The sequence below is a fragment of the Streptomyces sp. NPDC032091 genome, from assembly GCF_055580265.1.
Genome location: NZ_JBVILR010000021.1, coordinates 38,275 through 63,042 on the forward strand (window position 1 = coordinate 38,275; position 24,768 = coordinate 63,042).

The 24,768-nt window shown below is 75.6% G+C and carries 21 protein-coding genes; 12 read left to right on the top strand and 9 right to left on the bottom strand.

The features are described 5' to 3' along the window. Positions 1–33: 33 nt before the first annotated feature. The gene (locus ACZ5NJ_RS28665) at positions 34–1,944 is read right to left on the bottom strand and encodes a choice-of-anchor R domain-containing protein (RefSeq protein WP_468768452.1); all 1,911 of its coding nucleotides are present in this window, start codon (positions 1,942–1,944) and stop codon (positions 34–36) included. Positions 1,945–2,238: 294 nt separating this feature from the next. On the opposite strand from ACZ5NJ_RS28665, the gene ACZ5NJ_RS28670 reads away from it, so the two are divergent. From ACZ5NJ_RS28670 to ACZ5NJ_RS28685, 4 genes are all read left to right on the top strand, one after another. Continuing rightward, positions 2,239–3,711, top strand: a complete 1,473-nt coding sequence (locus ACZ5NJ_RS28670) for a multicopper oxidase family protein (RefSeq protein WP_468768454.1) — start codon at positions 2,239–2,241, stop codon at positions 3,709–3,711. Between the two features lie 155 nt (positions 3,712–3,866). Then, complete coding sequence (locus tag ACZ5NJ_RS28675) at positions 3,867–7,076, top strand: amidohydrolase family protein (protein WP_468768456.1); 3,210 nt, start codon at positions 3,867–3,869, stop codon at positions 7,074–7,076. Between the two features lie 64 nt (positions 7,077–7,140). Next, positions 7,141–8,655: an alpha/beta hydrolase gene (locus tag ACZ5NJ_RS28680; RefSeq protein ID WP_468768458.1), complete on the top strand. Its 1,515-nt coding sequence runs from the start codon at positions 7,141–7,143 to the stop codon at positions 8,653–8,655. 44 nt (positions 8,656–8,699) lie between these two features. Continuing rightward, on the top strand, positions 8,700–9,368 hold the full coding sequence (locus tag ACZ5NJ_RS28685; RefSeq protein WP_468768460.1) for a DUF2278 family protein: 669 nt from the start codon (positions 8,700–8,702) through the stop codon (positions 9,366–9,368). 13 nt (positions 9,369–9,381) lie between these two features. Here ACZ5NJ_RS28685 and sigJ read toward each other — a convergent pair whose 3' ends face one another. Further along, positions 9,382–10,299 carry an RNA polymerase sigma factor SigJ gene (sigJ, locus tag ACZ5NJ_RS28690; RefSeq protein ID WP_468768462.1) on the bottom strand — a complete coding sequence of 306 codons (918 nt, stop codon included), beginning with the start codon at positions 10,297–10,299 and terminating at the stop codon, positions 9,382–9,384. Positions 10,300–10,444: 145 nt separating this feature from the next. Here sigJ and ACZ5NJ_RS28695 point away from each other — a divergent pair, with 145 nt between their 5' ends. Together ACZ5NJ_RS28695 and ACZ5NJ_RS28700 are read left to right on the top strand one after the other, a co-directional pair. After that, positions 10,445–10,855, top strand: a complete 411-nt coding sequence (locus ACZ5NJ_RS28695) for a hypothetical protein (RefSeq protein ID WP_468768463.1) — start codon at positions 10,445–10,447, stop codon at positions 10,853–10,855. A 96-nt stretch (positions 10,856–10,951) separates the two neighbouring features. Continuing rightward, the gene (locus ACZ5NJ_RS28700) at positions 10,952–11,290 is read left to right on the top strand and encodes a hypothetical protein (protein ID WP_468768464.1); all 339 of its coding nucleotides are present in this window, start codon (positions 10,952–10,954) and stop codon (positions 11,288–11,290) included. 26 nt (positions 11,291–11,316) lie between these two features. On the opposite strand, the gene ACZ5NJ_RS28705 is transcribed toward ACZ5NJ_RS28700, so the two are convergent. Together ACZ5NJ_RS28705 and ACZ5NJ_RS28710 are read right to left on the bottom strand one after the other, a co-directional pair. Then, positions 11,317–12,381: a peptidoglycan recognition protein family protein gene (locus tag ACZ5NJ_RS28705; RefSeq protein WP_468768466.1), complete on the bottom strand. Its 1,065-nt coding sequence runs from the start codon at positions 12,379–12,381 to the stop codon at positions 11,317–11,319. Between the two features lie 165 nt (positions 12,382–12,546). After that, complete coding sequence (locus ACZ5NJ_RS28710; RefSeq protein ID WP_468768468.1) at positions 12,547–12,981, bottom strand: CBS domain-containing protein; 435 nt, start codon at positions 12,979–12,981, stop codon at positions 12,547–12,549. A 151-nt stretch (positions 12,982–13,132) separates the two neighbouring features. Between ACZ5NJ_RS28710 and ACZ5NJ_RS28715 the strand changes: the two genes are divergently transcribed. Next, positions 13,133–13,717 (top strand): TetR/AcrR family transcriptional regulator, encoded by a 585-nt coding sequence (locus ACZ5NJ_RS28715; RefSeq protein WP_468768470.1) that lies wholly within the window; start codon positions 13,133–13,135, stop codon positions 13,715–13,717. 117 nt (positions 13,718–13,834) lie between these two features. Next, positions 13,835–14,593, top strand: a complete 759-nt coding sequence (locus ACZ5NJ_RS28720; RefSeq protein WP_468768472.1) for an SDR family NAD(P)-dependent oxidoreductase — start codon at positions 13,835–13,837, stop codon at positions 14,591–14,593. A gap of 11 nt (positions 14,594–14,604) precedes the next feature. Here the strand turns inward: ACZ5NJ_RS28720 and ACZ5NJ_RS28725 are convergent, their stop codons facing one another. Next, positions 14,605–16,158, bottom strand: coding sequence for an alpha/beta hydrolase (locus tag ACZ5NJ_RS28725; RefSeq protein ID WP_468768474.1), 1,554 nt, complete (start codon positions 16,156–16,158; stop codon positions 14,605–14,607). Between the two features lie 131 nt (positions 16,159–16,289). Next, on the bottom strand, positions 16,290–16,958 hold the full coding sequence (locus ACZ5NJ_RS28730; RefSeq protein ID WP_468768476.1) for a hypothetical protein: 669 nt from the start codon (positions 16,956–16,958) through the stop codon (positions 16,290–16,292). 204 nt (positions 16,959–17,162) lie between these two features. Here ACZ5NJ_RS28730 and ACZ5NJ_RS28735 point away from each other — a divergent pair, with 204 nt between their 5' ends. Next, complete coding sequence (locus ACZ5NJ_RS28735; RefSeq protein ID WP_468768478.1) at positions 17,163–17,711, top strand: hypothetical protein; 549 nt, start codon at positions 17,163–17,165, stop codon at positions 17,709–17,711. A gap of 21 nt (positions 17,712–17,732) precedes the next feature. Here ACZ5NJ_RS28735 and ACZ5NJ_RS28740 read toward each other — a convergent pair whose 3' ends face one another. Then, complete coding sequence (locus ACZ5NJ_RS28740) at positions 17,733–18,782, bottom strand: methyltransferase (protein WP_468768479.1); 1,050 nt, start codon at positions 18,780–18,782, stop codon at positions 17,733–17,735. A 236-nt stretch (positions 18,783–19,018) separates the two neighbouring features. Between ACZ5NJ_RS28740 and ACZ5NJ_RS28745 the strand changes: the two genes are divergently transcribed. Then, positions 19,019–20,077: a cation diffusion facilitator family transporter gene (locus ACZ5NJ_RS28745; protein WP_468768481.1), complete on the top strand. Its 1,059-nt coding sequence runs from the start codon at positions 19,019–19,021 to the stop codon at positions 20,075–20,077. Here the strand turns inward: ACZ5NJ_RS28745 and ACZ5NJ_RS28750 are convergent. Further along, on the bottom strand, positions 20,067–20,981 hold the full coding sequence (locus ACZ5NJ_RS28750; protein WP_468768483.1) for an alpha/beta fold hydrolase: 915 nt from the start codon (positions 20,979–20,981) through the stop codon (positions 20,067–20,069). The two genes, ACZ5NJ_RS28745 and ACZ5NJ_RS28750, sit on opposite strands and share 11 nt — an antisense overlap. Positions 20,982–21,231: 250 nt before the next feature. Here ACZ5NJ_RS28750 and ACZ5NJ_RS28755 point away from each other — a divergent pair, with 250 nt between their 5' ends. Both ACZ5NJ_RS28755 and ACZ5NJ_RS28760 read left to right on the top strand, forming a co-directional pair. After that, complete coding sequence (locus ACZ5NJ_RS28755; protein ID WP_468768484.1) at positions 21,232–23,541, top strand: family 20 glycosylhydrolase; 2,310 nt, start codon at positions 21,232–21,234, stop codon at positions 23,539–23,541. A gap of 84 nt (positions 23,542–23,625) precedes the next feature. After that, complete coding sequence (locus ACZ5NJ_RS28760) at positions 23,626–24,114, top strand: hypothetical protein (protein WP_468768486.1); 489 nt, start codon at positions 23,626–23,628, stop codon at positions 24,112–24,114. 19 nt (positions 24,115–24,133) lie between these two features. Here ACZ5NJ_RS28760 and ACZ5NJ_RS28765 read toward each other — a convergent pair whose 3' ends face one another. Further along, a complete protein-coding gene (locus tag ACZ5NJ_RS28765) occupies positions 24,134–24,727 on the bottom strand; it encodes a TetR/AcrR family transcriptional regulator (RefSeq protein WP_468768487.1) in 594 nt (197 codons plus the stop codon). Positions 24,728–24,768 lie beyond the last annotated feature (41 nt).

The window sequence follows — 24,768 nt, forward strand, 5'->3', positions numbered from 1 at the left end:
GATCGTCATCCAACATCATTGTGGACCCACGGGTCAAGTACGGGCCTTCGGCGGGGCCTCCGGCCCCGCGCCGTCCTGTCCGGCCAGGGTCAGCAGCACCAGCGCGTCCGTCCAGCCCAGCGGTACGACGGCCTTCGGGAGCCCCTGCGCGTCCACCGTCTCCGGCAGCTCGCCCAGCAGGTTCCGCTGCGCCAGCACCCAGTCGAGCACCGCTCCGCCCTTCGCCCGTTCGCCCGAGCCCGTCCAGGCCAGGGCGAAGAACGAGGTGCTCGCCGTCCAGGTGACGTTCCCCCACCGGGTGCCCGGGTCACTGCCCGGGACCACCCCGCCGTTGGGCCGCCGCAGCTCCCGGAAGGTGTCGTCGAGCGCCCGGGACAGCCCCGCGGGCGCCGTGTTGAACGGGGGCGCCATGAACGCCGCCGCGCTGTCGCGCCCGTGCAGCCCGTCGGCCGTCCGCCCGTAGCCCTGCGGCGCGAACCGCTTCGCGATCCCCGCCTCCAGCCGCCCGGAGGCCCGCGCCCAGCGCGCGGCGTCCGCGTCCCGGCCCAGTTCCCGGGCGAGGTCGGAGGCGGCGTTCAGTCCGGCCAGCAGCGGGGCGGCCGTCCCGATGTTCGCCGTCGTGGTGGGCAGTTCCCAGTAGTCCGGCGAGGCGGGCGGCAGCCCCTCCGCGTCCAGCGAGCCCGCGGTGAAGTCGGCCGCCTTCGCGAGCGCCGGGTACAGCGCCCGCAGCCGCTCCGTCCGGTCCCCGGCGGGCGCGGTGCGGTACCACTGCCAGGCGGCCCACGGCACCCAGCCGTTCGCGTCGAGCTGCCACTGCCGGTCGTCGGGCGGACCCGACCCGTCCAGGCGGGTCCGGGCCTCCCAGGTGCCGTTCGCCCGCTGGGTCCGGGCGTTGTAGCGCAGGATCCGGTACGCCTCCTCGTCGTGGCCCGTGTGCGCGAACGCCGCCGCGGCGAAGGCAGAGTCCCGCGGCCAGGAGAAGTCCCAGAACGGGTACCAGGCCGCGGCGAGGGCCCCGTTCGGCCGCAGCAGCGCCCGCATCGACAGCAGCGCCCGCTCGGCGGCCTCGCGCCGGGCCCCCGCGGCGCCCGGGACGGTCCCCGAGGCCAGCCAGCGCCGGGACTCCGCGATCTGCGCGAGGGCCCCGGGGTCCTCCGCCGCGACGACCCGGGACTTCGCGGCGCCCGCCGGCAGGTAGCGCCACCGCCCGGACGGCAGCTCCAGCACGTTGCTGCCCGGCACGTAGCGGGCGCCCACGGCGAAGGCCGGTTCGACCGCCTCCACCGCGCCGGCCCCGTCGGCCAGCAGCCCCGCCGTCCGGGCCGGCTTCAGCGACGCGGGGACGTAGCAGGCCTCCACCTCCCCGCACCGCTCCGCGCCCGACGGGTTCACGTAGAACGCGAACCGCCCCCCGTCCTCCCGCCAGCCGCCCCCGGCCTCGTCGTACCGGGCCCCGGCCGGCGCCCCGGCCCCGTCCCCGCGCGTGCCGTGCCAGACGACCGGCTTGTCCTCCGCCGTCGTGGCCTGCGCGAACAGCCAGTAGCGGGCGCCCGGGCGCACGGCCGCCGCCAGCGGCACCTCCACCCAGCCCGCTCCCGCCCCGCCCAGCCCGGCCAGGTCGACGGCGGCGTCCGCGACCGCGGAACCGGGATCGTCGCGGACGGTACGGACCTGCACGCGCACGCTCCCGGTGCCCGCGCCGCTGCTCAGGTACAGGCTCACCCGATCCAGCCGGCCGGCCCCGGTGCTGAACTCCTGGGCCCCGGCGTACCCGCCGCCCCTGATCCCGGCCAGCGCCGCGTCGTGCCCGGCCTGGCGGTCCGGGGCCGCCCGCCGGGCCTGGGCGGGGGGCCCGCTCGCGGCGGCCGCCCCGGCCGTGGCGTCCGCGGCGTGCAGCAGCGTCGTGAGCAGGGCGGTGGCCGCCAGCGCGGACCGTGTGCGCATCACGCATTGCCTCCACTGTGATGAACCGTCAAAAAGCCTGGCAGAGCGCGTGGACGGCGCTATTCATCCAATATCCCCGGCCGGAGCGCCGCGTCGGCCGCGAATGCGCACACCACGCGCGGGACACTCCGCGAAGTCGCCCGTTCGGGCGCACGCCTTCACCGCTCCTCCACAGCCGCACCAGCGGGGCACCACCGGCGTCGCGCACTCTCTCCTCGTTCACCACCGCACACCAGTACGCCCACCAGTCCGACCGGCACTCGAGGCGCCGGGCCAGTACCCACCGGGGGAACAGTGATCACTCGACGGACCGCACTCAAGGCAGGCGTGGCGGCCACCAGCATCGTCGGCACCGGCGGCATGCTGCTGCCCGTCGTGAACGCCAACGCGAAGGAGGCCGCTCCCGCCGCCGCCGCGGCCGAGCTCGACGCGGCCGGCATAGCCAAGTTCGCGCAGAAGATGCCGCTGCCTCCGGTCCTCGCGCCCTACTTCAGCACCAGCAGCACCAGCTACTACCGCATGACCCTCAAGGAGGCCACGAAGGAGATCGTGCCGGGGCTGCAGACCCCCCTGCGCACCTTCAACGGCTCCTTCCCCGGCCCCGTCATCAAGGCCGAGTCCAACCGACGGGTCGTGATCAAGCAGACCAACAACCTCGCCGTCCCCACCTCGATCCACCTCCACGGGGCCCACGTCCCGCAGGACAGCGACGGCTCCCCGATGGACCTGATCCCCGCCGGCGGCGGCACCAAGACGTACACGTACCCCAACACCCAGCCGCACGCGAACCTGTGGTTCCACGACCACGCCCACCACATGGAGTCGGAGAACGTCTTCCGCGGGATGACGGGCACCTACCTCCTCACCGACGACGTCGAGCGCCGCCTGGGCCTGCCCTCCGGCCAGTACGACGTCCCGGTCTCGCTGCGCGACGCCCGCTTCCTGGAGAACGGCGAACTCGTCTACGCCATGGGCGACTTCATGAAGCGCAACGTCATCCTCGCCAACGGCAAGGCCTGGCCCTACTTCGAGGTGGCCTCCCGCAAGTACCGCTTCCGCCTCACCAACACCTCCAACCAGCGCTTCTTCGACCTCTCCCTCGCCGACGACTCCGAGCTGGTGCAGATCGGCACCGACGGCGGCCTGCTGCCCGCCCCGCACCGCACGAACGTGGTCAAGATCAGCCCCGGTGAGCGCGCCGACGTGGTCATCGACTTCTCCCGCTACCCGGTCGGCACCGTCATCGAGCTGCGCAACAAGGACATCGCCCCCTTCGAGTCCTCGGACGTGGTCGGCAAGGTGCTCCAGTTCCGGGTCACCCGCACCGCCCCGGACCGCAGCGTCGTCCCGGAGAAGCTGCGCACCCTGCCCCCGCTGGGCGCGGCCACCGTCAACCGCGAGTTCGACATGCGCATGGACGAGGCCCCCGGCGGCAGCGCGTACATCAACGGCAAGACCTACGACATGGACCGCATCGACACCGAGATCGCCTACGGTGCCACCGAGATCTGGACCGTGCGCAACTCGAACAAGATCGCCCCGCACAACTTCCACATGCACCTGGTGCAGTTCCGGGTGCTGGAGCGCAACGGCCAGCCGGTCACCTCCGGCCCCGAGACCGGCCTGAAGGACACCGTCCCGCTCAAGCCGGGCGAGACCGTCAAGCTCCAGGCCACCTTCACCGGCTACCGCGGCACGTACGTCTACCACTGCCACCTGTTCGACCACGGCGCCATGGGCATGATGGCCAATATGCGCATCTCCTGACGCCCGCCCCCCTGCGTATCCTCACCCCGGCGGCAGCGGCCCGCCGGGGTGAGCCCGCGTCCGGGCCCGTTGCCCGGGCGGCCCCCGCTCGTTCGGCTGTCCGACGGGACCGGCGGGCGGGACCGGCGGACAGGGGAGGGACGCTCGGGATGCGGATGGCGCGCAGGACGGTACTGGGGGCGGCTTCGGCGGGGGCGCTGGCGGCGCTCCTCGGACACCCCCCGGCCGAGGCGGCGGCCCCGGGCCCCGCACCCGGCCCGGCACCCGCCCCGGGCCCGGGGCCCGCCGGGCCGACGGCGCCCGTGCGACTGCGGTTCACCCGTACGACCAACGGCGCCGTCACGGCCACCGCCTCCGGGGACCGGGTGATCGCCGAGGTCCAGGGCGTGCTGTGGTCCCTGCCGCCCGACGGCTCCCCGGCGACCCGGCTCACCCCTCCCGACCTGGAACCCGGCCGCCCCGTGCTCTCCCCGGACGGCGGCCGCGTCGCCCTGAGCGCCTACCGCGGCGGGAACTTCCACATCTGGGTGATGCGCGCCGACGGCACCGGACTGCGCCGGCTCACCGACGGCCCCTTCGACCACCGCGCCCCCGCCTGGTCACCCGACGGCCGCACCCTCGCCTTCTGCTCCGAACGCGGCGGCGACCCCGTGGCCGGCAGCCCGTACCGGATCTGGACCGTGGCCCTCGGGGACGGCGGCCTGCGCCGCCTGACCGGCGCACCCGGCCAGGACGGCCCCGAACAGGGCGGCGCCTGGGAGGACTTCGACCCCGTCTTCACCCCCGACGGCTCCCGCGTGCTCTTCGTCCGTGCCACCCCCGCCGCCGACGGCACCCTCACCGCCCGCACCCTCGCCTCCGCGGCCGCCGACGGCACCGGACCCGTCCGCGCCGAACACACCGCCACCGAGGGCAGCCTGCTGGCCCCCGCCCTCTCCCCGGCCGGACGCACCGCCTGGCTCTGCGCCACCCCCGGCCCCCGCAAGGCCGAACACCTGACCCTCTGGGCCGACGGCCGCCCCGTCGCCCTCGACGGAGACCTCGCCCCCGCGCCCCCGCGCTGGCTCGGCGACGACCGCCTCCTGATCACCCTCGACGGACGCTTCCGCACCGTCCGCCCCCACCGCGACCGCACCGGCGAGGAGATCCCCCTCGACGCCACCCTCGAAGTGGCCCGCCCCCGCCACCGGTTCAAGGAGTACGTCCTGGAGGCCGAACGGCCCCTGCCCGTCCGCGGGATCCACCTGCCCGCCCTGGCGCCCGACGGCCGCCGCGTGGCCTTCGCCGCCCTCGGCGCCCTCTGGGTCGCGGACGTCACCGGCGGCGCCCCGCGCCGGATCCTCCAGGCGAAGACGACCGCCTACCCCCAGAACCCGGTCTGGACCCCGGACGGCCGGGCCCTGCTCTACACCGACGACCGCGACGGGCTGAACACCGTACGCCGCCGGGAGCTCGCCGACGGCCGGGAGAGCGTCCTGTCCCCGCCCGGCCGGGTCTACGGATCCCTCTCCCCGGACGGCACCCGCCTCGCCGCACTCGACCTCTCCGGCCGGCTCTCCGTCCGCGACCTCGCCACCGGCACGGAGACCCCCCTGGTCACCGCCCTCGGCGGCGGCGGACTGCCGAGCCCGCCCAGCTGGTCGCCCGACGGGCGCCACCTCGCCCTCTGCGACCGCAACCGGCTCAGCCGCCGCTTCCGCGAGGGCTACAACCTGATCCGGATCGTCGACACCGCCACCGGCACCGCCCGCCTCCAGGCCCTCGCCCCGCACGCCTCGCTCTCCGACCGCTACGCCTCGGGCCCCGTCTGGTCGCCCGACGGCCGCTTCCTCGCCTGCGTCGGCGAGTCCGCGCTGTGGCTGCTGCCCGTCACCCCCGACGGCACCCCCACCGGGGCGGCCCGCCGCCTCACCGACGAGAGCGCCGACCACCCCTCCTGGTCCGGGGACTCCCGCACCCTGCTCTACCAGTCCGCCGGCCGCCTGCGCCTGCTCGCCCTCGACGCCGACGGCCGCCCCGCCGGAGCCCCGCGCACCGTCCCCGTCGCCCTCAACCACCGCCGCCCCACGCCCGTCGACACCGTCGTCCACGCCGGACTGCTGTGGGACGCCACCGGCACCCCGCCCCGCTCCGACGTCGACGTCCTCGTCAGCGGCGGCCGGGTCACCGCCGTCGAACCCCACCGCGCCGGCCGCCGCACCGCCCGCACCGTCGACCACTCCCACGGCACCGTCCTGCCCGGCCTGTGGGACTCCCACGTCCACCCGTACCCGTACACCTACGGGGCCCGCCAGGGCGTCCTCCACCTCGCCTACGGGGTCACCACCGCCGTCTCCCTCGGCGGCTCCGCCTACGAACAGGCCCGCCTGCGCGAGGACATCAGGGCCGAGCGGCTCGCCGCGCCCCGGCTGCTGGCCGGCGGGGAACTCCTCGACGGCTCCCGCGTCGCCTACAGCATGGGCCGCGCCCACCGCACCCCCGAGGGCTTCACCCGCTCCCTGGCCCGCGCCGCCGCCCTGGACTGGGACTTCGTCAAGACCTACGTCCGCGCCCCCTACGCCGCCATGGAGGAGGCCGCCCGCTTCGCCCACGAACGGCTCGGCGTCCTGTGCGGCTCCCACCTGTGCGCCCCCGGCATCCAGTCCGGCCAGGACCTGACCACCCACCTGATCGCCACCGAACGCGCCGAGTACGGCCACGGGGCAACCCCCGGCGGCCACACCGAGGAGGACACCCTGGAGGTGTACACGCACGGCCGCTTCGATCTGATCGCCACCCCCTTCACGGCCTTCCCCCTCATCGGGGCCGATCCCTCCCTGGCCGCCGAGGCCCGCGTCACCGCCCTGATGCCGCCCTGGGACGCCGCCGCCGTCAAGGCCGCGGCGGCCCAGCCGCCCACCGCCGAACAACTCACCGCCATGGAACGGGAAGTGGCCGTCTACCGGGCCGTCCTCGACGGCGGCGGCCGCATCGTCCTGGGCACCGACGCCCCCCTCACCCCCGTCGGCCTCCACCTCCACCTCGCCCTGCGCGCCCTGCACCGCCACGGCCTGTCCCCGGCCGAGGCCCTCACCACCGCCACCCGCACCCCGGCCCGCGTCTTCGGCGCCGACGCCCACCTGGGCACCGTCGAACCCGGCAAGTACGCCGACCTCACGCTCGTCGACGGCGACCCCTTCACCGACTTCGCCGACCTGGTCCGCGTCCGCGCGGTCCTGCGCGCCGGCACCCTCCACGAACGCGGCACCCTGGAAGCCGCCTTCCCCGCACCCGCCGCCCCACCCGCCCCGGCCGCCTGGCACCCGGTCCTGAGCCAGATGCGGCGCGACTCCTGCTGCAACACCCCCTCCCTCCACGGGGGTTAGCCCCACCAGACGGCCACCGGGCCGCCGGATGGGACCCCGCCCCCGGGTCGGCGAGGCTTGCGCCATGACGACCCACCGGACCACGTCCCTCCTGCTCGCACTCGCCACCGCGACCGCGCTCACCGCGGCCGCCGTCCCCGCCGCCTCCGCGGCGGCGGCCGACGGCCCCCGCTCCGGGGCACCCCGCCTCGACTGGCGCCCCTGTGCCAAGCCCGGCGGCCCCGCCACCCAGGAGTGCGCCGACCTCCCCGTCCCGCTCGACTACGCCGACCCGGACGGCCCGCGGCTCACCCTGGCCGTCTCCCGCATCCGCAGCGACCGCCCCGAGGCCCGCCGGGGCACCCTCGCCGTCATCCCCGGCGGCCCCGGCGGCTCCGGCGTCCAGCGCCTGACGCAGAAGGGCGCCGCCCTGCAGAAGGAGCTCGCCGGCGCCTACGACCTCGTCGCCTTCGACCCCCGCGGCGTCGGCGGCAGCACCACCGCGGCCTGCGGCCTCGCCCCCGAGGACCGCTACCTCACCACCCTGCGCTCCTGGCCCGGCCCGGGCGGCGACATCACCGGCAACCTCGCCCGCTCCCAGCGCTTCGCCGAGGCCTGCGCCACGAACGGCGGAGCGGTCCTGCAGAGCTTCACCACCGCCAACCAGGTCCGCGACCTGGACCGCCTGCGCGCGGCGCTCGGCGAGCGCAAGCTCTCCGCCTGGGGCGTCTCGTACGGCACCTACGTCGGCGCCGTGTACGCGCAGACCCACCCCGGACGCACCGACCGCTGGGTCCTCGACAGCAGCGGCGACCCCGACCCGGAGCGGGTTGCCCGGGGCTGGCTCGCCAACATGGGCAAGGGCGCCGACGACCGCTTCCCCGACTTCGCCGCCTGGGCCGCCCACCCCGACCGGGACCGCGAGGGCCTGCGCCTGGCCGGGCGCCCCGAGGAGGTGGAGCCCCTCGTGCTCTCCCTCGCCGCCTCCCTGGACGGCGCCCCGCGCCCGTCCACCACCCCCGGCGTGCCCCTGACCGGCAACGGCCTGCGCCAAGCCCTGCAGAACGCCCTCTACGGGGACTCCGCCTTCCCCGGCCTCGCCCGCCTCCTGCTCGCCCTGCGGGACCCGCAGGCCACCCCCGTCCTCCCGCCCGAGTTGGCCCAGCCCCTGCGCGACCAGGACGCCTCGCAGATGGCCGCCGTCATCTGCAACGACGTCGCCTGGCCCCGGACGCCCGCCGCCGACCGGCAGCGCGCCGTCGACGAGGACCGGGCCCGCCACCCCCTGACGGCGGGCATGCCCGTCAACGTCACCCCCTGCGCCTACTGGAAGACCCCGCCGGCCACGCCGCCGACGCGGATCACCGACCGGGGCCCGTCGAACATCCTCATGGTCCAGAGCCTCAAGGACCCCGCGACCCCGCACTCCGAGAGCCTGAAGATGCGCGAGGCGCTGGGCGACCGGGCGGTGATGGTCACCGTCGAACAGGGCGGCCACGGCATGTACCTCGGCAACGGCAACGCCTGCGGCGACCGCGCCGTCACCCGCTTCCTGACCACCGGCACCCGCCCCGCCCGGGACACCGACTGCCCGAACTGACCCCGGTCCCGCTCCCGCCCCCCGCCCGGTGGTTGACTGGCCCCATGCCGCTCGACTCCTACGGCGTGCTGTCGGGGACGCTGTACCGCCACTGCCGCGACCGGCCCGACACCGCCGGGCGCCGGTTCCACATCGGCCTGGAGGTCGACGCGCCCGCCGGCCGCTACCGCTGCTCCGTCGACGTGGACGGCGAACGCGCCGCCTCGGGCGTCCAGTGGAAGGTGTTCACCCTGGCCCCCTCGATCCTCGACCCGGTCCCGGCCATGGGCCCCGGCTACCACGAACTGTCCATGTCCTCCGGCTCCGGCGCCCTCGACCACCAGCGCCACCCGGCCCTCGTGGATCGTCCGGGCCTCCTGTTCCTGCGCCGCCCGCCCGCGTGGCTCCAGGGCCTCCTGGACCGGCTGCACCCGCCGCGCCCGTGGGTGTCGGGCTCCCGCCTCGACGCCGCCGCGGCCCTGGAGTCCGTCCTCGTACCCGGCCGGGAGGTGCTGGTGTTCGGCGCGCCCGTCGAGGACGGCCTCGGGATGCACGACGTCCACCAGAACCAGGGAGCCCCGTACGGCAGCCGCTGGTGGTCCGAGAACGGCACCTGGCAGGACGGAGCCGTCCTCACCCGGCGGCCGGACGGCTGGTACGACGTCTTCCTGAACCGGTTCTCCGGCCAGGCGGAGCCCACCGACGCCGACGGCCGTCCGCTGCGGGACGGCTGACGGCCCCGGTCCGTCAGCCGGGCGCGGGGGCGGTCCAGGGGCGGAGCTTCTCCGGGTTGCGGACCGCCCAGATGCGGGCGATGCGGCCCTCGGCGAGGTGGAAGGCCGCCACCGTCACCGTATGGCCGTCGCGCTGGGCCACCAGGCCCGGCAGGCCGTTGACCGTGCGCTCCAGGAGGGTGAGGCCGGGGGAGAGGCCCGCGATGTGCGCCAGGTAGGCCGCGATGTCCGCGCTGCCCTCGATCGTGCGCCGGACCGCGCTGACCAGTCCGCCGCCGTCGGCGACCATCGTGGCGCCCGGGTCCAGCAGGGTGACCAGGGCGGGGATGTCGCCGGACTCCCACGCCTCCTTGAAGTCCCTCAGCAGCGAGGCCTGTTCGCGGACGGAGGCGGTGGGCGCGCGGTCCGGCCCGACGCGGCGGCGGGCCGCCGAGGCCAGCTGCCGGCAGGCCGCCGGGGTCCGGCCGACGATGGCCGCCGTCTCGGGGAAGGGGTAGCGGAAGACGTCGTGCAGGATGAACACCACGCGTTCGGCCGGCGTCATGGACTCGAGGACGACGAGGAAGGCCATGTGCACCGAATGGTCGGCGACGACCCGGTCCGCCGGGTCGGCCGCGGCGTCGGACCCGCCGGGCCATTCGGTGCGGTCGGGCAGCGGTTCGGGGACCCATGCGCCCACGTAGCGTTCGCGGCGGACGCGCGCCGAGCCGAGCACGTCCAGGCAGATCCGGCTGACCACCGTCGTCAGCCAGGCGCCCGGGGTCCTGACGGCCGCCCGCCGACGCGGCTCCATCGCGTACCAGCGCGCGTACGCCTCCTGGACCGCGTCCTCGGCCTCCGTGAGCGAACCCAGCATCCGGTAGGCGAGGTTGGTCAGATGGCGCCGCTCGCCCGCGATCACGTCCGGCTCCGGCTCGGGGATGGTGCTCATGGCCTCGACCGCTCCTCGGTTCCGCTCGGCTGTTCCCCCTGCTCCGGCTCCGCCCCCGCCCCGCACCTCACACTTCGGGGGGCCGCGTCGTCGGACCAGCGAGACAGTACCGACCACCGCCGCGAGGCAGAGACGGGGCCCTTCCATGGCGACCACCGAGACGACGACGACCCATCGGCGCGCGACGGCGTACCTGCGGGCCGCGACGGCCCTCCAGACCCTGGCGGTCTTCTTCCAGGCCGTCACCGCGGGACTGCTGCTGTCCACCTCGTACGGGGAGGTGCTGCACGGCGTCGGGGCGCGCGTGATGTACGGCGCGACGATGCTCTACGTGCTCGCGGCGGTCCTGGCCTGGCGGCCGGGCGGCGGGTCACCCCGGCCGGTCCTGCACGCGTCCGGGTTCCTCGTGCTCGCCTCGGTCCAGGTGGTGCTGGGCGTCGCGCACGTCCCCTCGGTCCACGTACCGCTGGGGGTCGCCCTGTTCGGGCTGAGCGTGCTGGACCTGGCGCACCACCGGCGGGGCCCGGCGGGGCAGCGCAAGATAACGGAAGGATAACGGGCAGATAACGGCTCCGGTCTACGGTGGCGGCGGCCTCGGATCCCCCGAGCGCTCAGCCCAGCGTTCAGCAGAACGTGCAGCAGAAGGAGAACCATGCGTCATCTCCGCCGCCGTGTCCCCGCTCTCGCGGCCCTGTCCGCGGCCGCCCTGCTCGCCGGCACCGGCGTCGCCCAGGCCGCCACCGGGACCATCGACCTCTTCTCGGGGACGCACCTCACCAACCCGGTCGACGGCGAGTGCTACGACACGACGAAGGCCTCCAGCGTGGGGGAGCGCCAGGTGGTCAACCACACCGACCGGAAGCTGAAGGTGTTCGTCGTCGCTGAGTGTGCCGAGGGCAGGGAGGCGACGGTGCTGGAGCCGGGCCAGAGTTACCGGGCGAGCAGCACCTGGTTCCCCGTCGTCGCCGTACGGCGGGTGCAGATCGTCTGAGCCCGGGCGACGGCCAGTCCCCGGGGTCAGGCCGGGAGGTGGCCGAGGCCGGGGAGAAGGCCGGTGAGCGGGTCCGCGGCCCGGGCACGGAGCTCGGGGAGCTGCCCGTAGAGGGCGGTCCCGGGGCACTCGGTGGCGAACACGTCGCGGTGGCCGGAGACGCGGTCCACGGTGACCCGCTCGCCGCGCCGGAAGCGGCCGTTGTCGACGGTGGAGGTCAGGGTGACGACGCCCCGCGGGTCGTGCCCGTAGCGGCGCAGGACCCAGGACGCGAGCCGGGCGACGGCCTCCAGGGCGGCGGGCGGGGCCCCCTCGTCCGTGTACCGGCCGATCACGGCGACGCCCAGGGTGTCGACGTTGAAGCCGAGGGTGTGGGCACCGGTCACGGGCTGGTCCGAGCCGCCGGCCCGGCCCTCGAAGACCGTCCCGCACTTGTCGACCACGTAGTTGTAGCCCAGGTCCTTCCAGCCGTTGGTCCGCTGGTGGAGGACCTGGAGCCCGCGCACGATCGCGGGGGAGTCCGCGCAGTCGTAGGCGTTGGTCTGGGCGGTGTGGTGGACGAACACCGCCTCGACCTCCCGGTTGTGGACCACCGGGGAGCGGTCGTCCTCCGCCGCGCCCCAGTCGGCGCGGGGTACGACCCGGGGCCGGTGCGGGGCCGTGCCCGCCCCCTTGTACACCGCCGCCACGGGCCCGGACGCCGGGCCGGGGCCGGGGTCGGCCAGGTCCAGACGCAGTCCGGGCGCCAGGGCGGCGCCGGTGCCGGCCGGCCGGACCTCGACGCCGGTGGAGGGCCCGGCCCACCAGGGCTCCCCGGGCTGCAGCACCGTCCAGCCGGACCAGGAGCCGGTGGAACGGGCCCGTGTCCGGACCAGGTACCCACCCGGTGCCGGGGTCCGGCCTGCGGGTTCGGTGACGGCCAGCATGCTGAAGCCCGCCGTGTGCGCGGCGGTGAGGGCGGGAGCGGCGCCGCCGGCGGTGAGCGTGAAGGCCCGGGCGGCGGCAGGGGGAGCGGCGGGCTGGTCCCCGGTCGCGGTGGTGGCGGTGAGCGCGCAGACCAGGGCGGCGGTCACGGTCACGGTGGCGGTCATGTGCCGTGATCGGCGGCTTCGCACGCGGTACTTCTCCCTCGTCGACGCAATGCGCCGGCCGGGCTCGGGGAGCCCGGCCGGCGCATCACCACTTCGCTGACCGGTTGTTCCAACGAGGGGGCCGGCGAGGGGTTACGGGCGTCCGCCGGCGGATGCCGCCTCCGCTCAGTTCGCGGCGTAGACGCGGACGGCGAACTCCGCGATCTCCGCGTCCGAGAGGTTCTTCGCCAGGTTGGCCTCGGTGATCATCCCGATCAGCCGGTGGCCGCCGGCCACGTCGATGACGGGCAGCCGCTTGATCTGGTGGACCTCCATGATGTCCACCGCCTCCGCGGCGTTGCCGTCGGCGTCCACCCAGTGGAGCGTCCCGGCGAGCTCCCCGGCCTTCACGGCGGCCGGGTCCTTCCCCTCGGCGCAGCACTTGACGACGATGTCGCGGTCGGTGATCAGCCCCTGGAGGCGCTGGTCGTCACCGCAGATGGGCAGGCAGCCGACGTTCAGGTCGCGCATCATGCGCGACGCGTCCAGCAGGGTCTGGTCCTCCCGGACGCACTGCACGCCCCCGGTCATGATGTCCCGGGCCCGCAGGTTCCTGGCCATGGTTCCTCCTTGGCTCTCCGAGTTGGGTCCGCGGCCTTGTGCACCCTTCCCTACGAGCACAGCACGGATGGGCCCGCCCGGCGCGCCGACGGCGGTCCCGGCACGCGTATTTTCTTGACCGTTCGTTCCGGAAAGACTTATGATCTTCGACGTGGCCAGGACCAAGGAATTCGATCCGGACGCCGCGCTCCAGTCGGCCCTCGAACTGTTCTGGAGCCGCGGCTACGAGGCGACGTCGGTCGCGGACCTCGTCGAGCACCTCGGCATCGGGCGCGCCAGCATCTACGCGACCTTCGGCAGCAAGCACGAGCTCTACCTGAAGGCACTGGACCGCTACGCCGAGACGCACGACCCGCCGCTCCTGTCGGAGCTGTCCCGGCCGGGGCCGGCGCTGCCCGCCGTGCGGGAGGTGGTCCGCCGCTTCGCCGCGGAGGCGGCCGCCCCGCACCGGCGGCTGACGGGGTGTTTCGTCACCAACACCGCCGCCGAACTGGGCGCGCGCGACGCGGCAGCCGCCCGCCGGGTCGAGGCGAGCTGGGACCGCTTCGAGACGCTGCTGCACTCCGCGCTCCTGCGGGCCCAGGGCCAGGGCGAGCTGCCCGTGGAGCGCGACCCGCGCGGCCTCGCCCGGATGCTGCTGGTCCTGCTCCAGGGCGTCCGGGTCGTCGGCAAGGCCTCGGAGGACCCGGCCCGGGTCCGGGACGCGGCCGAACAGGCCCTGGCCCTGCTGGACTGACCGCACCCCCCGCGCCGCACCCCCGCGCGGGAGCGCCCCGGCGCTCTCTTCCGCATGCCTTCTTTCTGAACCGTTCGTTCAAATATGGGCCCCGTGGCCCCAGAGGAGTCACCGCAGATGAACCGCTTCACCGGCAAGACCGTCCTGGTGACCGGCGCCGGCTCCGGCATCGGCCGCGCCATCGCCCTCGCCTTCGCCGCCGAGGGCGCCCGCGTGGTCGCCGCCGGACGCACCCCGGCCCCGCTGGAGGAGACCGCGGCCCTCATAGCGGCCGCGGGCGGCACCGCCGCCGCCGTCCCCGCCGACGTCACCGACTCGGGCCGGCTCGCCGCCCTCGTCCGCGAGAGCGCCGACCGCTTCGGCGGGCTCGACATCGCCGTCAACAACGCCGGGATCCTGCGGGGCACCGTGCCCGCCGCCGACATCGCCGAAGAGGACTGGGACGCGGTGCTGCGCACCAACGTCACCGGCGTCTGGCTGGCGATGAAGCACGAGATCGCCCACATGCGCGCCAACGGCGGCGGTGTCATCGTCAACGTCTCCTCCAACCTGGGGGCACACCTGCGCATCCCGAACGCCGCCGCCTACGTCACCTCGAAGGCGGCCGTCGCCGCCCTCACCCGCGCGGCCGCCCTCGACCACATCCGCGAGGGCGTCCGCATCAACGCGGTCAGCCCCGGCGCCACGGCCGCGCCCATGTCGCTGCGCCCGGGCGAGACCGAGGCCGACCGCGTCGAGCGGATCAAGGGGGAGAACCCCCTCGGCCGGCTCGCGGAGGCCGAGGAGGTGGCCGCGGCGGTGCTCTACCTGGCCTCGCCGGAGGCCGGCGCCGTCGTCGGCACCGACCTCGTGGTCGACAGCGGTTCCGCGGCCTGACCCACGGGGGCCTACCGGCCGGCGGCCGGGCCGGGCAGCGGCTTCCCCTCGCAGGAGGCGTCCGCGGCCGGCATCCGGCCGTCGACCAGGAATCCCTCGACGTACGCGTCCACGCAGGCGTTGTGCGACTGGTAGACGCCGTGGTCGCCGCCGCCGACGGTGATCAGCCGGGTCCCGGCGGTCTCCCGGTGCGCCTTCAGCGCGCCCTCGTAGTACGTGGCCGGGTCGTGCAGCGAGTTGAGCATCAGCACCGGCGGCAGGCCCCGCCCGGTGACCCGCACCCGGGGCGCCAGGGAGCGGGGCCAGGCGGCGCAGACCGACGCGAAGGTCAGCTCGCGGGCCCCGGCCATCGGGTACGCGCCGCTGTCGGCGGCGCTCCTGCGCACCCAGTACGCGCCGTCGTGGTTCCAGGGGGTGTCCTGGCAGATGACGGAGAAGAAGTCCGCGGCGAACTGCGCCCCCAGCGGGTGCTCCAGCTTCTCGGCCAGGGCCTTGCGGGCGGCCGGCGGAGCCGCCTCGGGGTGCTCCAGGACGCCGAGCAGCGTCGCCAGGTCGGGGAAGCGGTCCCCGCTGTAGATGACGGACGTGGCGGCGGCGTCCAGGTGGTTGGGGGTGACCTTCGTCCCCTCCAGATCGAGCGGGTGCTCGCCCAGCGCGCCGCGCAGCCGCTCGTACGAGGCCTTCGCCTCCTCGGCGGTCCGCCCCTGGTGGTAGGTGGCGTCGTTCGCGGCGAGCCAGGGCAGGAAGTCCTGCTCGAACCGGCGCTGGAAGCTCATCGGCTGGCCCGTCAGGAACTCCTGCCAGCTGCCGGTGAAGCCGATGTTGCTGTCGAGCACCACCCGGTCGACCCGGCGCGGGAACTCCGTGGCGTAGTAGGCGCCGAGGAAGGTGGCGTACGAGGGACCGTAGTAGGACACCTTCGCCTCGCCGAGCAGGGCCCGGAACAGGTCCATGTCGTGCACGGCCTGGTCGGTGGTGATGTACGGGAGCAGCCCGCCCGACCGCCGCTCGCAGTCCCGGACGAAGCCCCGCGCCCGCTCCACGGTGGCGTCCACGGCCTCGGGCGCGCGGTCGCGCAGGTCGCCGCTGGTGAACAGGGCGTCCACCGTGTCCTGGTCGGAGCAGACCACCTGCGTGCTCGCCCCGACCCCGCGCTGGTCGAAGCCGACGATGTCGTACGCGGCCGCCAGCCGCTGCGAGTACGCCGCCAGCCCGGCGGGCCGGCCCAGACCCGAGGCGCCCGGCCCGCCGGCCGCCATCATCAGCACGCCGCGCCGCGCGGCCGGGTCCGCGGCCCGGTGCCGGGACACCGCGACGGTGAGGTCCGCGCCCGTGCCCGGGTGGTACCAGTCGCGCGGCACCGTCATGGAGGCGCACTCCAGGGCGCCGGACTGGCACGGCTGCCAGTCCAGCCGCTGCTGCGCGTAGCGGGCCGGCACGGCGGCCGCGGGCGCTCCGGCCCCCGCCTCGGCGGCGGCGGCCGGGGCCGCGGGCAGGGCGGCGAGGGCGAGCAGCCCGCACGCGGCGGCCGTGGCCCAGCGCGCGGGCTTCGTGAAGAGGTGCATCCGGGTGTTCCCCCCGTAGGAGCGGTTCGGTACAACCCCGATCCTCCGGGAGCGCGCCCCGCCGGACGATCCCCCCACTGCCCGCATCCGGGGTGGTGCCAGCACCACCCCCCGGCCGGTGCGGTCCGCGGCTAGCCGACGAATTCCTCGTCGCCGTAACGGACTTCGGCCTTCTTCCAGTCGACCCCCAGGCCTGCGGTGAACCGCCGCGCGAGGGGCAGGTCGGCGACCGGCGCGACCAGGATCAGCTGCCCCCCGAGGGTGACGGACCCGCCGCCGAGCTCCTCCCGGGCCCGGGGATCGGCGGCCAGCGCCTCGCGCAGCCGGGTGGCGCTGACGCCGGAGGCCCGGATCTCGACGGCGTCCGTCTCCGGGTGGTCGCGCGGCAGGCAGCGGAAGGTCAGCACCGACTCCTGGTGGTACTGCTTGGCGATGACGCCCGCGATGTGGTGCAGCCCCTCGCGGCTCACCTCGTTCACGTCGAACTCCCGTGAGCGCTCGTACGTCGTCTGCTGGAGGTCCCCGGACCAGAACACCCCGTCCAGGAGGGTCGAACGCCCCGCCACGGCGCCGTTCGCCCCGATGATCCGGCGCACCTCGTGGTCGAAGCGGATCAGGCGTGTGGAGAGCCGCGGATCGTCGGGATCGGTGATGACGGCGGTGTTGTCGGTGGCGAAGACCTCCCCGGCCGGGCAGTGCGAAGCCACCGCCGGCGCCACGGGGCTCGCCTGGGCGGTGCCCGCCCCCGCCGTCCCCAGCGCCAGCACCCCGGCGACGACCAGCACACGCAACCGCTTCATGCTCAACTCCCTGAATGTGGGCCCCCGCTGTCTCGCACCGGGGCCGCGGCGGCCCCATCCTAGGAGCCGGACCGGCCGGTTCGTTCCGCGTTACGGCATATGGCGGATACCGGGCGGTCCGGTTTCGTTCCACCCCCGTCCGGCGCGAGGTCGACGTGAGAGCGGGCGCCACCGGGGGTATGGCTCACTGCCGGGAGGGGATTCGTGACAGCTGGCGCAAGGAAGTCGGTCCGGGCCCTGGCCCTCCTCGGGTCCGCGGCGGTGCTCGCCCTCGCCGGGTGGCTGGTCTGGCTGCTCCCCGGACCGCAGCTGGTCGCCGTCCTCGGACTGCGGCCCGTGGACGGCACCCTGACCGTGTCCGCGTGCTACGAGGCCTCCGACGCGGAAGGCTATCCGGGCGGCACCGAGTGCGAGGGCGCCTACGTCCCGCGCCGCACCGGCGAGCCGCGCCGGGAGGTCCTGCTGGAGGGCGCCGCCGCCCGGTACGGGCCGGGCAGCGCCGTACCGGTCCGGATCGCCCGGGGGAAGGCGTACGAACTGTCCGGATCCGCGGTGGGGCACGTCGGCGCCGTCACCGGGTTCCTGCTGGTCCCCCTGCTCACCCTCGCCTCCTGGCTGCTCGTCTGGGCCCGGCGCGGGAAGGCGGGCAAGGCGGAGACCCATGTGATCGCCGCGCTCGCCGCACTGGCCGCCGTGGCGGTGCTCAGCGTGGCCGCCGGGCTCCTCGTCGCCCTCGCCACCGCCGTCCTCTGACCCCGGGCGGCCGGGCCCCCGTCACACCGCGACCGCCTCGATGACCGACGGCAGCGAAGGCGTCGGCAGGATCCGGTGCAGCCGGAACCCCGCGCGCGACAGCAGCTCCTCGAACTCGGCGGCGGTCCGCTCACGCCCCTCGACGACCATCAGCATCACGATGTCCAGTTCCACCGCCGGGTGCGGCACCCCGCCCCCGGGCAGCACGGCGTCGACGACCAGCAGCCGCGTCCCGGCCGCCGCCGCGCGGCGGACCGAGCCGAGGACGCGCAGGGCGTCCTCGTCGTCCCAGTCGTGCAGGATGTGCTTGAGCAGGTAGAAGTCCCCGCCGGGCGGCACCGCCTCGAAGAAGTCCCCGCCCTCGGTACGCCACCGGCCCGTCAGCGCGGGCTCGTCGAGCACGTGTCCGGAGACGGTGCCGGGCCGGTCGAAGAGCACGCCCTCCAGCGCAGGCCCCCTCCTCAGCACGGCCCGCAGCAGCCCGCCCCGGCCTCCACCGACATCGACCACCCGCCCCCGCTCGGGGAACGGGTAGGCCCGCGCGACGAGTTCGTCCTCCGGACCGGAGAACGCCGCCATCCCCGCGTCGAAGACGGCGCGGTCCTCGGGGGACTTGTGCAGGTGCTCGAAGAAGGGGCCTCCGTAGGCCAGCTCGAAGGAGGACCGCCCGCCGCGCAGGGTCGCCGGCAGCTCGGCGGCCGACCGCACGATCATCGGGTCGGTGATCATCAGCACACCGGCGTGCTGGGAGTGCGCCACATCGGTCCGCAGCGGCTGCCCCGCGGGCTCCAGCCGGAACCTGCCCCGCTCGTCCTCGTGGAAGAGGCCCCGGGCCGCGAGCAGCCGCAGGAGGCGGCGCAGCGCGGCGGCGTCCGTGCCGCTGAGAACGGCGAGTTCCCCGGGCGTGCGGGGGCCGTCGGCGAGGTGGTCGGGGATCCGGTGCACGGCCAGCGCCCGCAGGGCCGCCGCGTGGACGTGGCCGAACATCACGTCGTGCAGCACCGGGGGAGCGGAGGTGGCCAGGGGCCGGCCGGGGGCCGGGGGGTCGGGGGATTCGCCGGGGCCGGTCACGGGCGCGCTCCTGTCGTCTCGGGGAGTTCAGGGAGTACAGGGAGTACCGGACCGCCATGGTGACCCGTACGGACCGCCGCCCGGGGGGTTTCGGGCGGGGCCGCCCGCCGTCAAGTCGACTTCAGGGCAGACCCGGACGGGGAAGCGCCCCGAACGCACCTGCGAGCCCGTCGCACCTGGTCACGGCGGGTACGACGGCCGTAGCCGCAATCGGTTCCCTGTGCCACGGTGGACCCATGGAGGGCAACCCGAACACCCACGGCACCCACGGCCACGCCACCCCCCACCCCCACGACGACCGGGCGCACGACCACCCCGGTACCCCGGCGGCCCGCCTGCGCCACCGGCTCGCGCACCTGCTCACCCCCCACCGCCACGAGGCCGCCGACCGGGTCGACGCGGCGATGGAGACCTCCCGCGAGGGCATGCGCACCCTGTGGGCCTCCCTGGCCGTCCTGGGCGCGACCGCCGCCCTCCAGGCCCTGATCGCCGTCGCCTCCGGGTCCGTCGCCCTGCTCGGCGACACCGTCCACAACGCCGCCGACGCCCTGACCGCCGTACCGCTGGGCATCGCCCTCCTCCTCGGCCGGCGGGCCGCGAACCGCCGCTACACCTACGGCTACGGGCGCGCCGAGGACCTCGCGGGCGTCCTCGTCGTGGCGGTCATCGCCGCGTCCGCGGTCCTCACCGCCGGGGCGGCCGTCGACCGGCTCCTGGCCCCCCGCGAGGTCACCCACCTGTGGGCCGTCGCCGCGGCGGCCGTGACCGGTTTCGCCGGCAACGAGTGGGTCGCCCGCCTCCGCGTCCGCACCGGCCGCAGGATCGGCTCCGCCGCCCTGGTGGCCGACGGACTGCACGCCCGCACCGACGGGTTCGCCTCCCTGGCGGTCCTGGCGGGCGCCGCCGGCTCCGCGCTCGGGTGGCGGGCCGCCGACCCCGTCGTCGGCCTGCTGATCACCCTCCCCGTCCTGCTGGTCCTCGGGAACGCCGCCCGCGAGGTCTGCCGCCGCCTGATGGACTCCGTCGACCCCGGGCTCGTCGACACCGCCGAGGGCGCGCTGCGCGGGGTGGACGGCGTCCTGGACGTCGGACAGCTGCGCATGCGCTGGATCGGCCACGCCCTGCGCGCCGAGGCCGACATCGTGGTCGGCCCGCACCTCACCGTCGTCCAGGCGCACCGCCTCGCGGTGGCGGCGGAGGCCGCCCTGATCCGGGCGGTCCCGCGGATGACCGCCGCGACGGTGCACACCGACCACCTCCGCGCCCACCCCGGACCGGCCGGGGTCAGCGGCTGACCGGGGCCCGCTCGGCGCGCCGCACCAGGGCGGTGATCCGGGAGGCGATCTCCGGCCACAGCGCCTCGGGCAGGTCGTGGCCCATGCCGTCGAAGACGACGAGTTCGGCGCCCGGGACGGCCGCCGCCGTGGCCCGCCCGCCGCTGACGTCGCACACGGGGTCCTCGGCGCCGTGGACCACCAGCGTGGGCACCCGTACCGAGGCCAGCGCGGCCGTCCGGTCGCCCGAGACGAGAGCGGCCACGGCCTGGCGGGCGACACCGAGCGGATCGTAGTCCCGGTCGAAGGCGCGGGCGGCCCGCTCCCGCAGCGCGGTCTCGTCGGGGGCGTAGCCGGGCGAGCCCATCACCCGCACCGCCCGGACCGTCCGCTCGATGACCTCCTCGCGGTCCGTGGGCGGCGGTCCCGCCAGCACCCCCAGCACGGCGGGGTCCGGCTGCCCGACGCCGGGGGCGCCCGTCGTGGACATCAGGGAGGTCAGCGACCGCACCCGGCCGGGATGCCCGATCGCCATCGTCTGGGCGATCGCCCCGCCCAGCGACAGGCCGACGACGTGCGCGCCGGCCAGCCCCAGCGCGTCCAGCAGGCCCACCGAGTCGGCCGCCATGTCCGACACGTCGTAGGACGCGGACGACGGGTCGCCGCGCCGGACCGCGGCCAGGTCGGGCACCGGCGCGTCGTGGAAGTGCGTCGACAGGCCGCAGTCACGGTTGTCGAACCGGATCACCTGCAGCCCGCGCCCGGTCAGTTCCGCGCAGAACCCGTCCGGCCAGCCGTGCATCTGGAGGGCGAGGCCCATCACCAGCAGCACGGGCGGCGCCTGCGGGTCGCCGAAGCGCTCGTAGGCGACCTCGATGCCCGACGGGCCCACGTCCACGGCCTTCTGCTCACTCACCGCTGTCATGCGTCGGTTCTACACGCCCGGGGCGCCCCCCGAGCCGCTCCGGCCGCCGCGTGTCCCGCGGCCGGGCCGGGGGCCACGGGAGGGCGAGGACCCCCGATCCTGCGCGACTCTGCGCGCAACGGTGGTGTTTCGAGCACCTCTTGACATGCGCGCGGTGTCACGCTGCACTGGTCCGCGCACCCCTGCCACCCCCCGCACCACCGCACCGCGTTCCGCTCCGCACCCCCGCCCCCGGCCGGCTGGAGCCGCCATGCGTCTGCTCAGGATCCTGATCGCCGCCGCCTGCGCGGTCCTCGCCCTCGCCCTCCCCGGCGTCGCGGCCCCTCCCGCCCGGGCGGCCGCCGCCACGGCGCCACAGACGGTCCCGGCACTGCGCCAGTGGACCCCCGGCACCGGCGCGTACGCCTTCACCACCGCCACCCGGATCGTCCTGGACGCCGCCTCCGCGGACCGGCTGGCCGAGGACGCCGCCACCTTCGCCCGGGACCTCGGCGCCCTGGCCGGCCGCGAGGTCGCCGTCACCACCGGGACCCCGGCCCCCGGCGACATCGCCCTCGCCCTCGGCGAGAGCGCCCTGCCCGCCGAGGGCTACCGGATGACCGCCGCGGACGCCCTCACCGTGCGCGCCGCCACGCCCGCCGGGGCCTTCTACGGCACGCGCACCGTCCTCCAGCTCCTGCACCGGTCCGCCACCGTGCCGGCCGGCACGGCCGTGGACTGGCCCGCCAAGGCCGAGCGCGGCCTCATGGTCGACCAGGGGCGGAAGTTCTTCACCGTCGACTGGCTCAAGCAGCACATCAAGGAGCTCGCCTACCTCAAGCTCAACTACTTCCACTTCCACCTCTCCGACACCTTCGGCTTCCGCCTGGAGAGCTCCACCCACCCCGAGATCGTCTCCGCCGAGCACTACTCCAAGCAGGACATCGCCGACCTCGTCGCCCTCGGCCGCGCCTACCACGTCACGATCGTCCCCGAGATCGACACCCCCGGCCACATGAACGCCGTCCTCGCCGCCCACCCCGAACTCCGGCTCAAGAGCAGCGGCGGCGCCGTCAGCCCCGACTTCATCGACCTCTCACTGCCGGCCTCCTACACCCTGGTCGAGGACCTGCTGAAGGAGTACCTGCCGCTCTTCCCCGCCCCGTACTGGCACATCGGCGCGGACGAGTACGTCACCGACTACGCCAAGTACCCGCAACTGCTGAGCTACGCCCGGGCCCACTACGGGGCGAACGCCACCGCCAAGGACACCTACTACGGGTTCGTCAACTGGTCGGACCGGCTGGTGCGGGCGGCCGGCAAGACCACCCGGATGTGGAACGACGGCATCAAGTCCGGCGACGGGACCCTGCGGCCGGACCCCGGCATCCTCGTCGAGTACTGGTACACCTACGGCCTCACCCCGCAGCAGCTCGCCGCCGCCGGGCACACGGTCGCCAACGCCTCCTGGACGCCCACCTACTACGTGCTCGGCGGCGCCAAGCCCGACACCCGGTGGATGTACGAGACCTGGACCCCGGACCGCTTCGAGGGCGGAGCCACCCTCTCCGACCCGTCGAAGAACCCCGGTTCGCTGCTCCACGTCTGGTGCGACAACCCCACCGCCGAGACCGAGGCGCAGATCGCGGCCGGCATCACGTACCCGCTGCGGGCCCTGGCCCAGCAGACCTGGGGTTCCCCGAAGCCGGCCGCCTCCTACGCCGACTTCGTCCCCCTCGCGGCGGGCGTCGGCCACAACCCCGCCTGGCCGGCCACGGGGCAGGAGGGCAACCTGGCGCAGGGCCGCCCGACCACCGCCTCCAGCACCGAGACCGCCGCCTTCCCGGCGGCCGCGGCCACCGACGGCGACCCCGGCACCCGCTGGTCCAGCGCCTACCGGGACCCGCAGTGGCTCCAGGTCGACCTCGGCGCCGTCCGCGACGTCGGCCGCGTGGTGCTGCGCTGGGAGGCGGCGTACGGGAAGTCCTTCCAGGTCCAGCTCTCCGACGACGGCGCCGGCTGGCGCACCGCCTACGCCACCACCACCGGCGGCGGTGGCGTCCAGGACCTCACCGGCCTCACCGGATCCGGCCGCTACGTCCGCGTGTACGCCACTCAGCGCGGGACCGGATACGGCTACTCCCTCTACGAGTTCGAGGTCTACGGTCCCCGGCCCGACGCCCCCCGCACCCTCACCGCGGCGGGCCGGGCCCTGGACGACCCGGCGAGCTCCACCACCCCCGGCACCGGACTGATCACCTGGACCCCGCACGGCGGCCCCAACCAGCTGTGGCGGCTCACCCCGGCCGCCGACGGCAGCCTCGCCCTGGTCAACGGCGCCTCGGGGCTGTGCGCGGCCGTCGCCGGCGGGTCCACGGCGGCCGGCGCGGCCGTCGTCCAGGAGGTCTGCGACGGGGGCGACGGCCAGCGCTGGCGCCCCACCGTCCTCGGCGACGGCGGGCGGACCCTGGCCAACGGGCACAGCGGCCTGCTGCTGACCACCGCCTCCGCCGCCGACGGAGCCCCCGTCACCCAGCAGCCGGCCGACGGCTCCCCGTACCAGGAGTGGCGGACCGGCTGAGCGCGGCCCCCTCCCGGAGCCGCGCCGGCCGGGGGCTGCCAGACTGCCCCTGGAACGACAGGGACTCGAAGGGCGGGCGGGAACATGCGGGTGGGGGCGGGGCGCCGGGCCCTGGCGGTGCTGGCGGTGGCGACGGCGACGGCCTGCGGGGGCCCCTTCCAGGACCTGGGCCCGCTGCCGGAGCGGTACGCGGGTCCGCCGCTTCCCGCCGACCGGGTGGTGGCCGACCTGACGGAGGCCATGGCCGAGGCGGGGGTGACCGTACGCCGGTCGCCCCCGGAGCTGAGCCCGATCGACTGCCACGAGGTCCTGACGGCCGAACCGCCCCCGGCGGGCGCGGACGCGGCGCTGCGGGCCGGGTTCGCCCGGGCCCGCGGCGGCCACGGCTGGCAGGACGCGCCCCGGCCGCCGGAGGGGACGCTCAGCCTCCGCAAGGCCGACTGGACCGCGACCACCCGGCTCGGCGGATCCGCCGCGGCGGGGCAGCCCACCGCGCCGGTCGTGATCACCCTGCTCTGCGACGGCGCCCACTCGAAGTCCGGGCCCCCGGGGTCCCCCTCGGCCGCCCCCTGAGCCCCCGTCCCCCCGTCGCTCAGCCGGAGCCGCGCGGGCGCAGGCCGTCGAAGGCCAGGTCGAGGAAGCGGCGCCAGTCGCCGCTGCCGGTCCGGATGATCCCGGACAGGCCGCCGACGAGCATGTAGACGTCCGCGACGCCGAGGTCCTCGCGGAGGGTGCCGGCGGCCCGCCCCTGTGCGATCAGCGCCGCGACGGCCTTCTCCAGACGCCCCAGCGTCTCCCCGCCCGGCGCGGTCGAGCCGGTGGCGGACAGGGCGGCGGCGGTCAGTCCCGGGCTCCCGGCGAGGGCCGCGCCGACGTGGTCCAGGTAGCGGGCCAGCCCCCGGCCGGCCTCGGGTTCGCGCAGGCAGTCCGTCAGGGCGTGCCGCAGGATCTCCGCGAACCGCTGTTCCGCCGCCGCCTCCACGAGGGCCTGCTTGGACGGGAAGTGCCGGTACAGGGTGCCGATGCCGACGCCCGCCGCCCGGGCCACCTCGGGCATCTGCACCTCCTCGCCGCGTTCCTCGAACAGGGCGCGGGCCGCGGCCAGGACGAGGGCGCGGTTGCGCTCCGCGTCGGCGCGCGGCCGGCGTCCGCCGCTCGGTGCCGGGGACGTTGACAAGGCGACCACTCCTCCGCCTACATTGGGCCTGGATACGAACCGGAATCGGA

Excerpts from the sequence above, each read along its gene's own strand:
- ACZ5NJ_RS28665 (WP_468768452.1), bottom strand. The coding sequence starts at position 1,944 with ATGCGCACACGGTCCGCGCTGGCGGCCACCGCCCTGCTCACGACGCTG.
- ACZ5NJ_RS28675 (WP_468768456.1), top strand. The coding sequence starts at position 3,867 with ATGGCGCGCAGGACGGTACTGGGGGCGGCTTCGGCGGGGGCGCTGGCG.
- ACZ5NJ_RS28680 (WP_468768458.1), top strand. The coding sequence starts at position 7,141 with ATGACGACCCACCGGACCACGTCCCTCCTGCTCGCACTCGCCACCGCG.
- ACZ5NJ_RS28685 (WP_468768460.1), top strand. The coding sequence starts at position 8,700 with ATGCCGCTCGACTCCTACGGCGTGCTGTCGGGGACGCTGTACCGCCAC.
- sigJ (WP_468768462.1), bottom strand. The coding sequence starts at position 10,299 with ATGAGCACCATCCCCGAGCCGGAGCCGGACGTGATCGCGGGCGAGCGG.
- ACZ5NJ_RS28695 (WP_468768463.1), top strand. The coding sequence starts at position 10,445 with ATGGCGACCACCGAGACGACGACGACCCATCGGCGCGCGACGGCGTAC.
- ACZ5NJ_RS28700 (WP_468768464.1), top strand. The coding sequence starts at position 10,952 with ATGCGTCATCTCCGCCGCCGTGTCCCCGCTCTCGCGGCCCTGTCCGCG.
- ACZ5NJ_RS28705 (WP_468768466.1), bottom strand. The coding sequence starts at position 12,381 with ATGACCGCCACCGTGACCGTGACCGCCGCCCTGGTCTGCGCGCTCACC.
- ACZ5NJ_RS28710 (WP_468768468.1), bottom strand. The coding sequence starts at position 12,981 with ATGGCCAGGAACCTGCGGGCCCGGGACATCATGACCGGGGGCGTGCAG.
- ACZ5NJ_RS28720 (WP_468768472.1), top strand. The coding sequence starts at position 13,835 with ATGAACCGCTTCACCGGCAAGACCGTCCTGGTGACCGGCGCCGGCTCC.
- ACZ5NJ_RS28725 (WP_468768474.1), bottom strand. The coding sequence starts at position 16,158 with ATGCACCTCTTCACGAAGCCCGCGCGCTGGGCCACGGCCGCCGCGTGC.
- ACZ5NJ_RS28730 (WP_468768476.1), bottom strand. The coding sequence starts at position 16,958 with ATGAAGCGGTTGCGTGTGCTGGTCGTCGCCGGGGTGCTGGCGCTGGGG.
- ACZ5NJ_RS28745 (WP_468768481.1), top strand. The coding sequence starts at position 19,019 with ATGGAGGGCAACCCGAACACCCACGGCACCCACGGCCACGCCACCCCC.
- ACZ5NJ_RS28750 (WP_468768483.1), bottom strand. The coding sequence starts at position 20,981 with ATGACAGCGGTGAGTGAGCAGAAGGCCGTGGACGTGGGCCCGTCGGGC.
- ACZ5NJ_RS28755 (WP_468768484.1), top strand. The coding sequence starts at position 21,232 with ATGCGTCTGCTCAGGATCCTGATCGCCGCCGCCTGCGCGGTCCTCGCC.
- ACZ5NJ_RS28760 (WP_468768486.1), top strand. The coding sequence starts at position 23,626 with ATGCGGGTGGGGGCGGGGCGCCGGGCCCTGGCGGTGCTGGCGGTGGCG.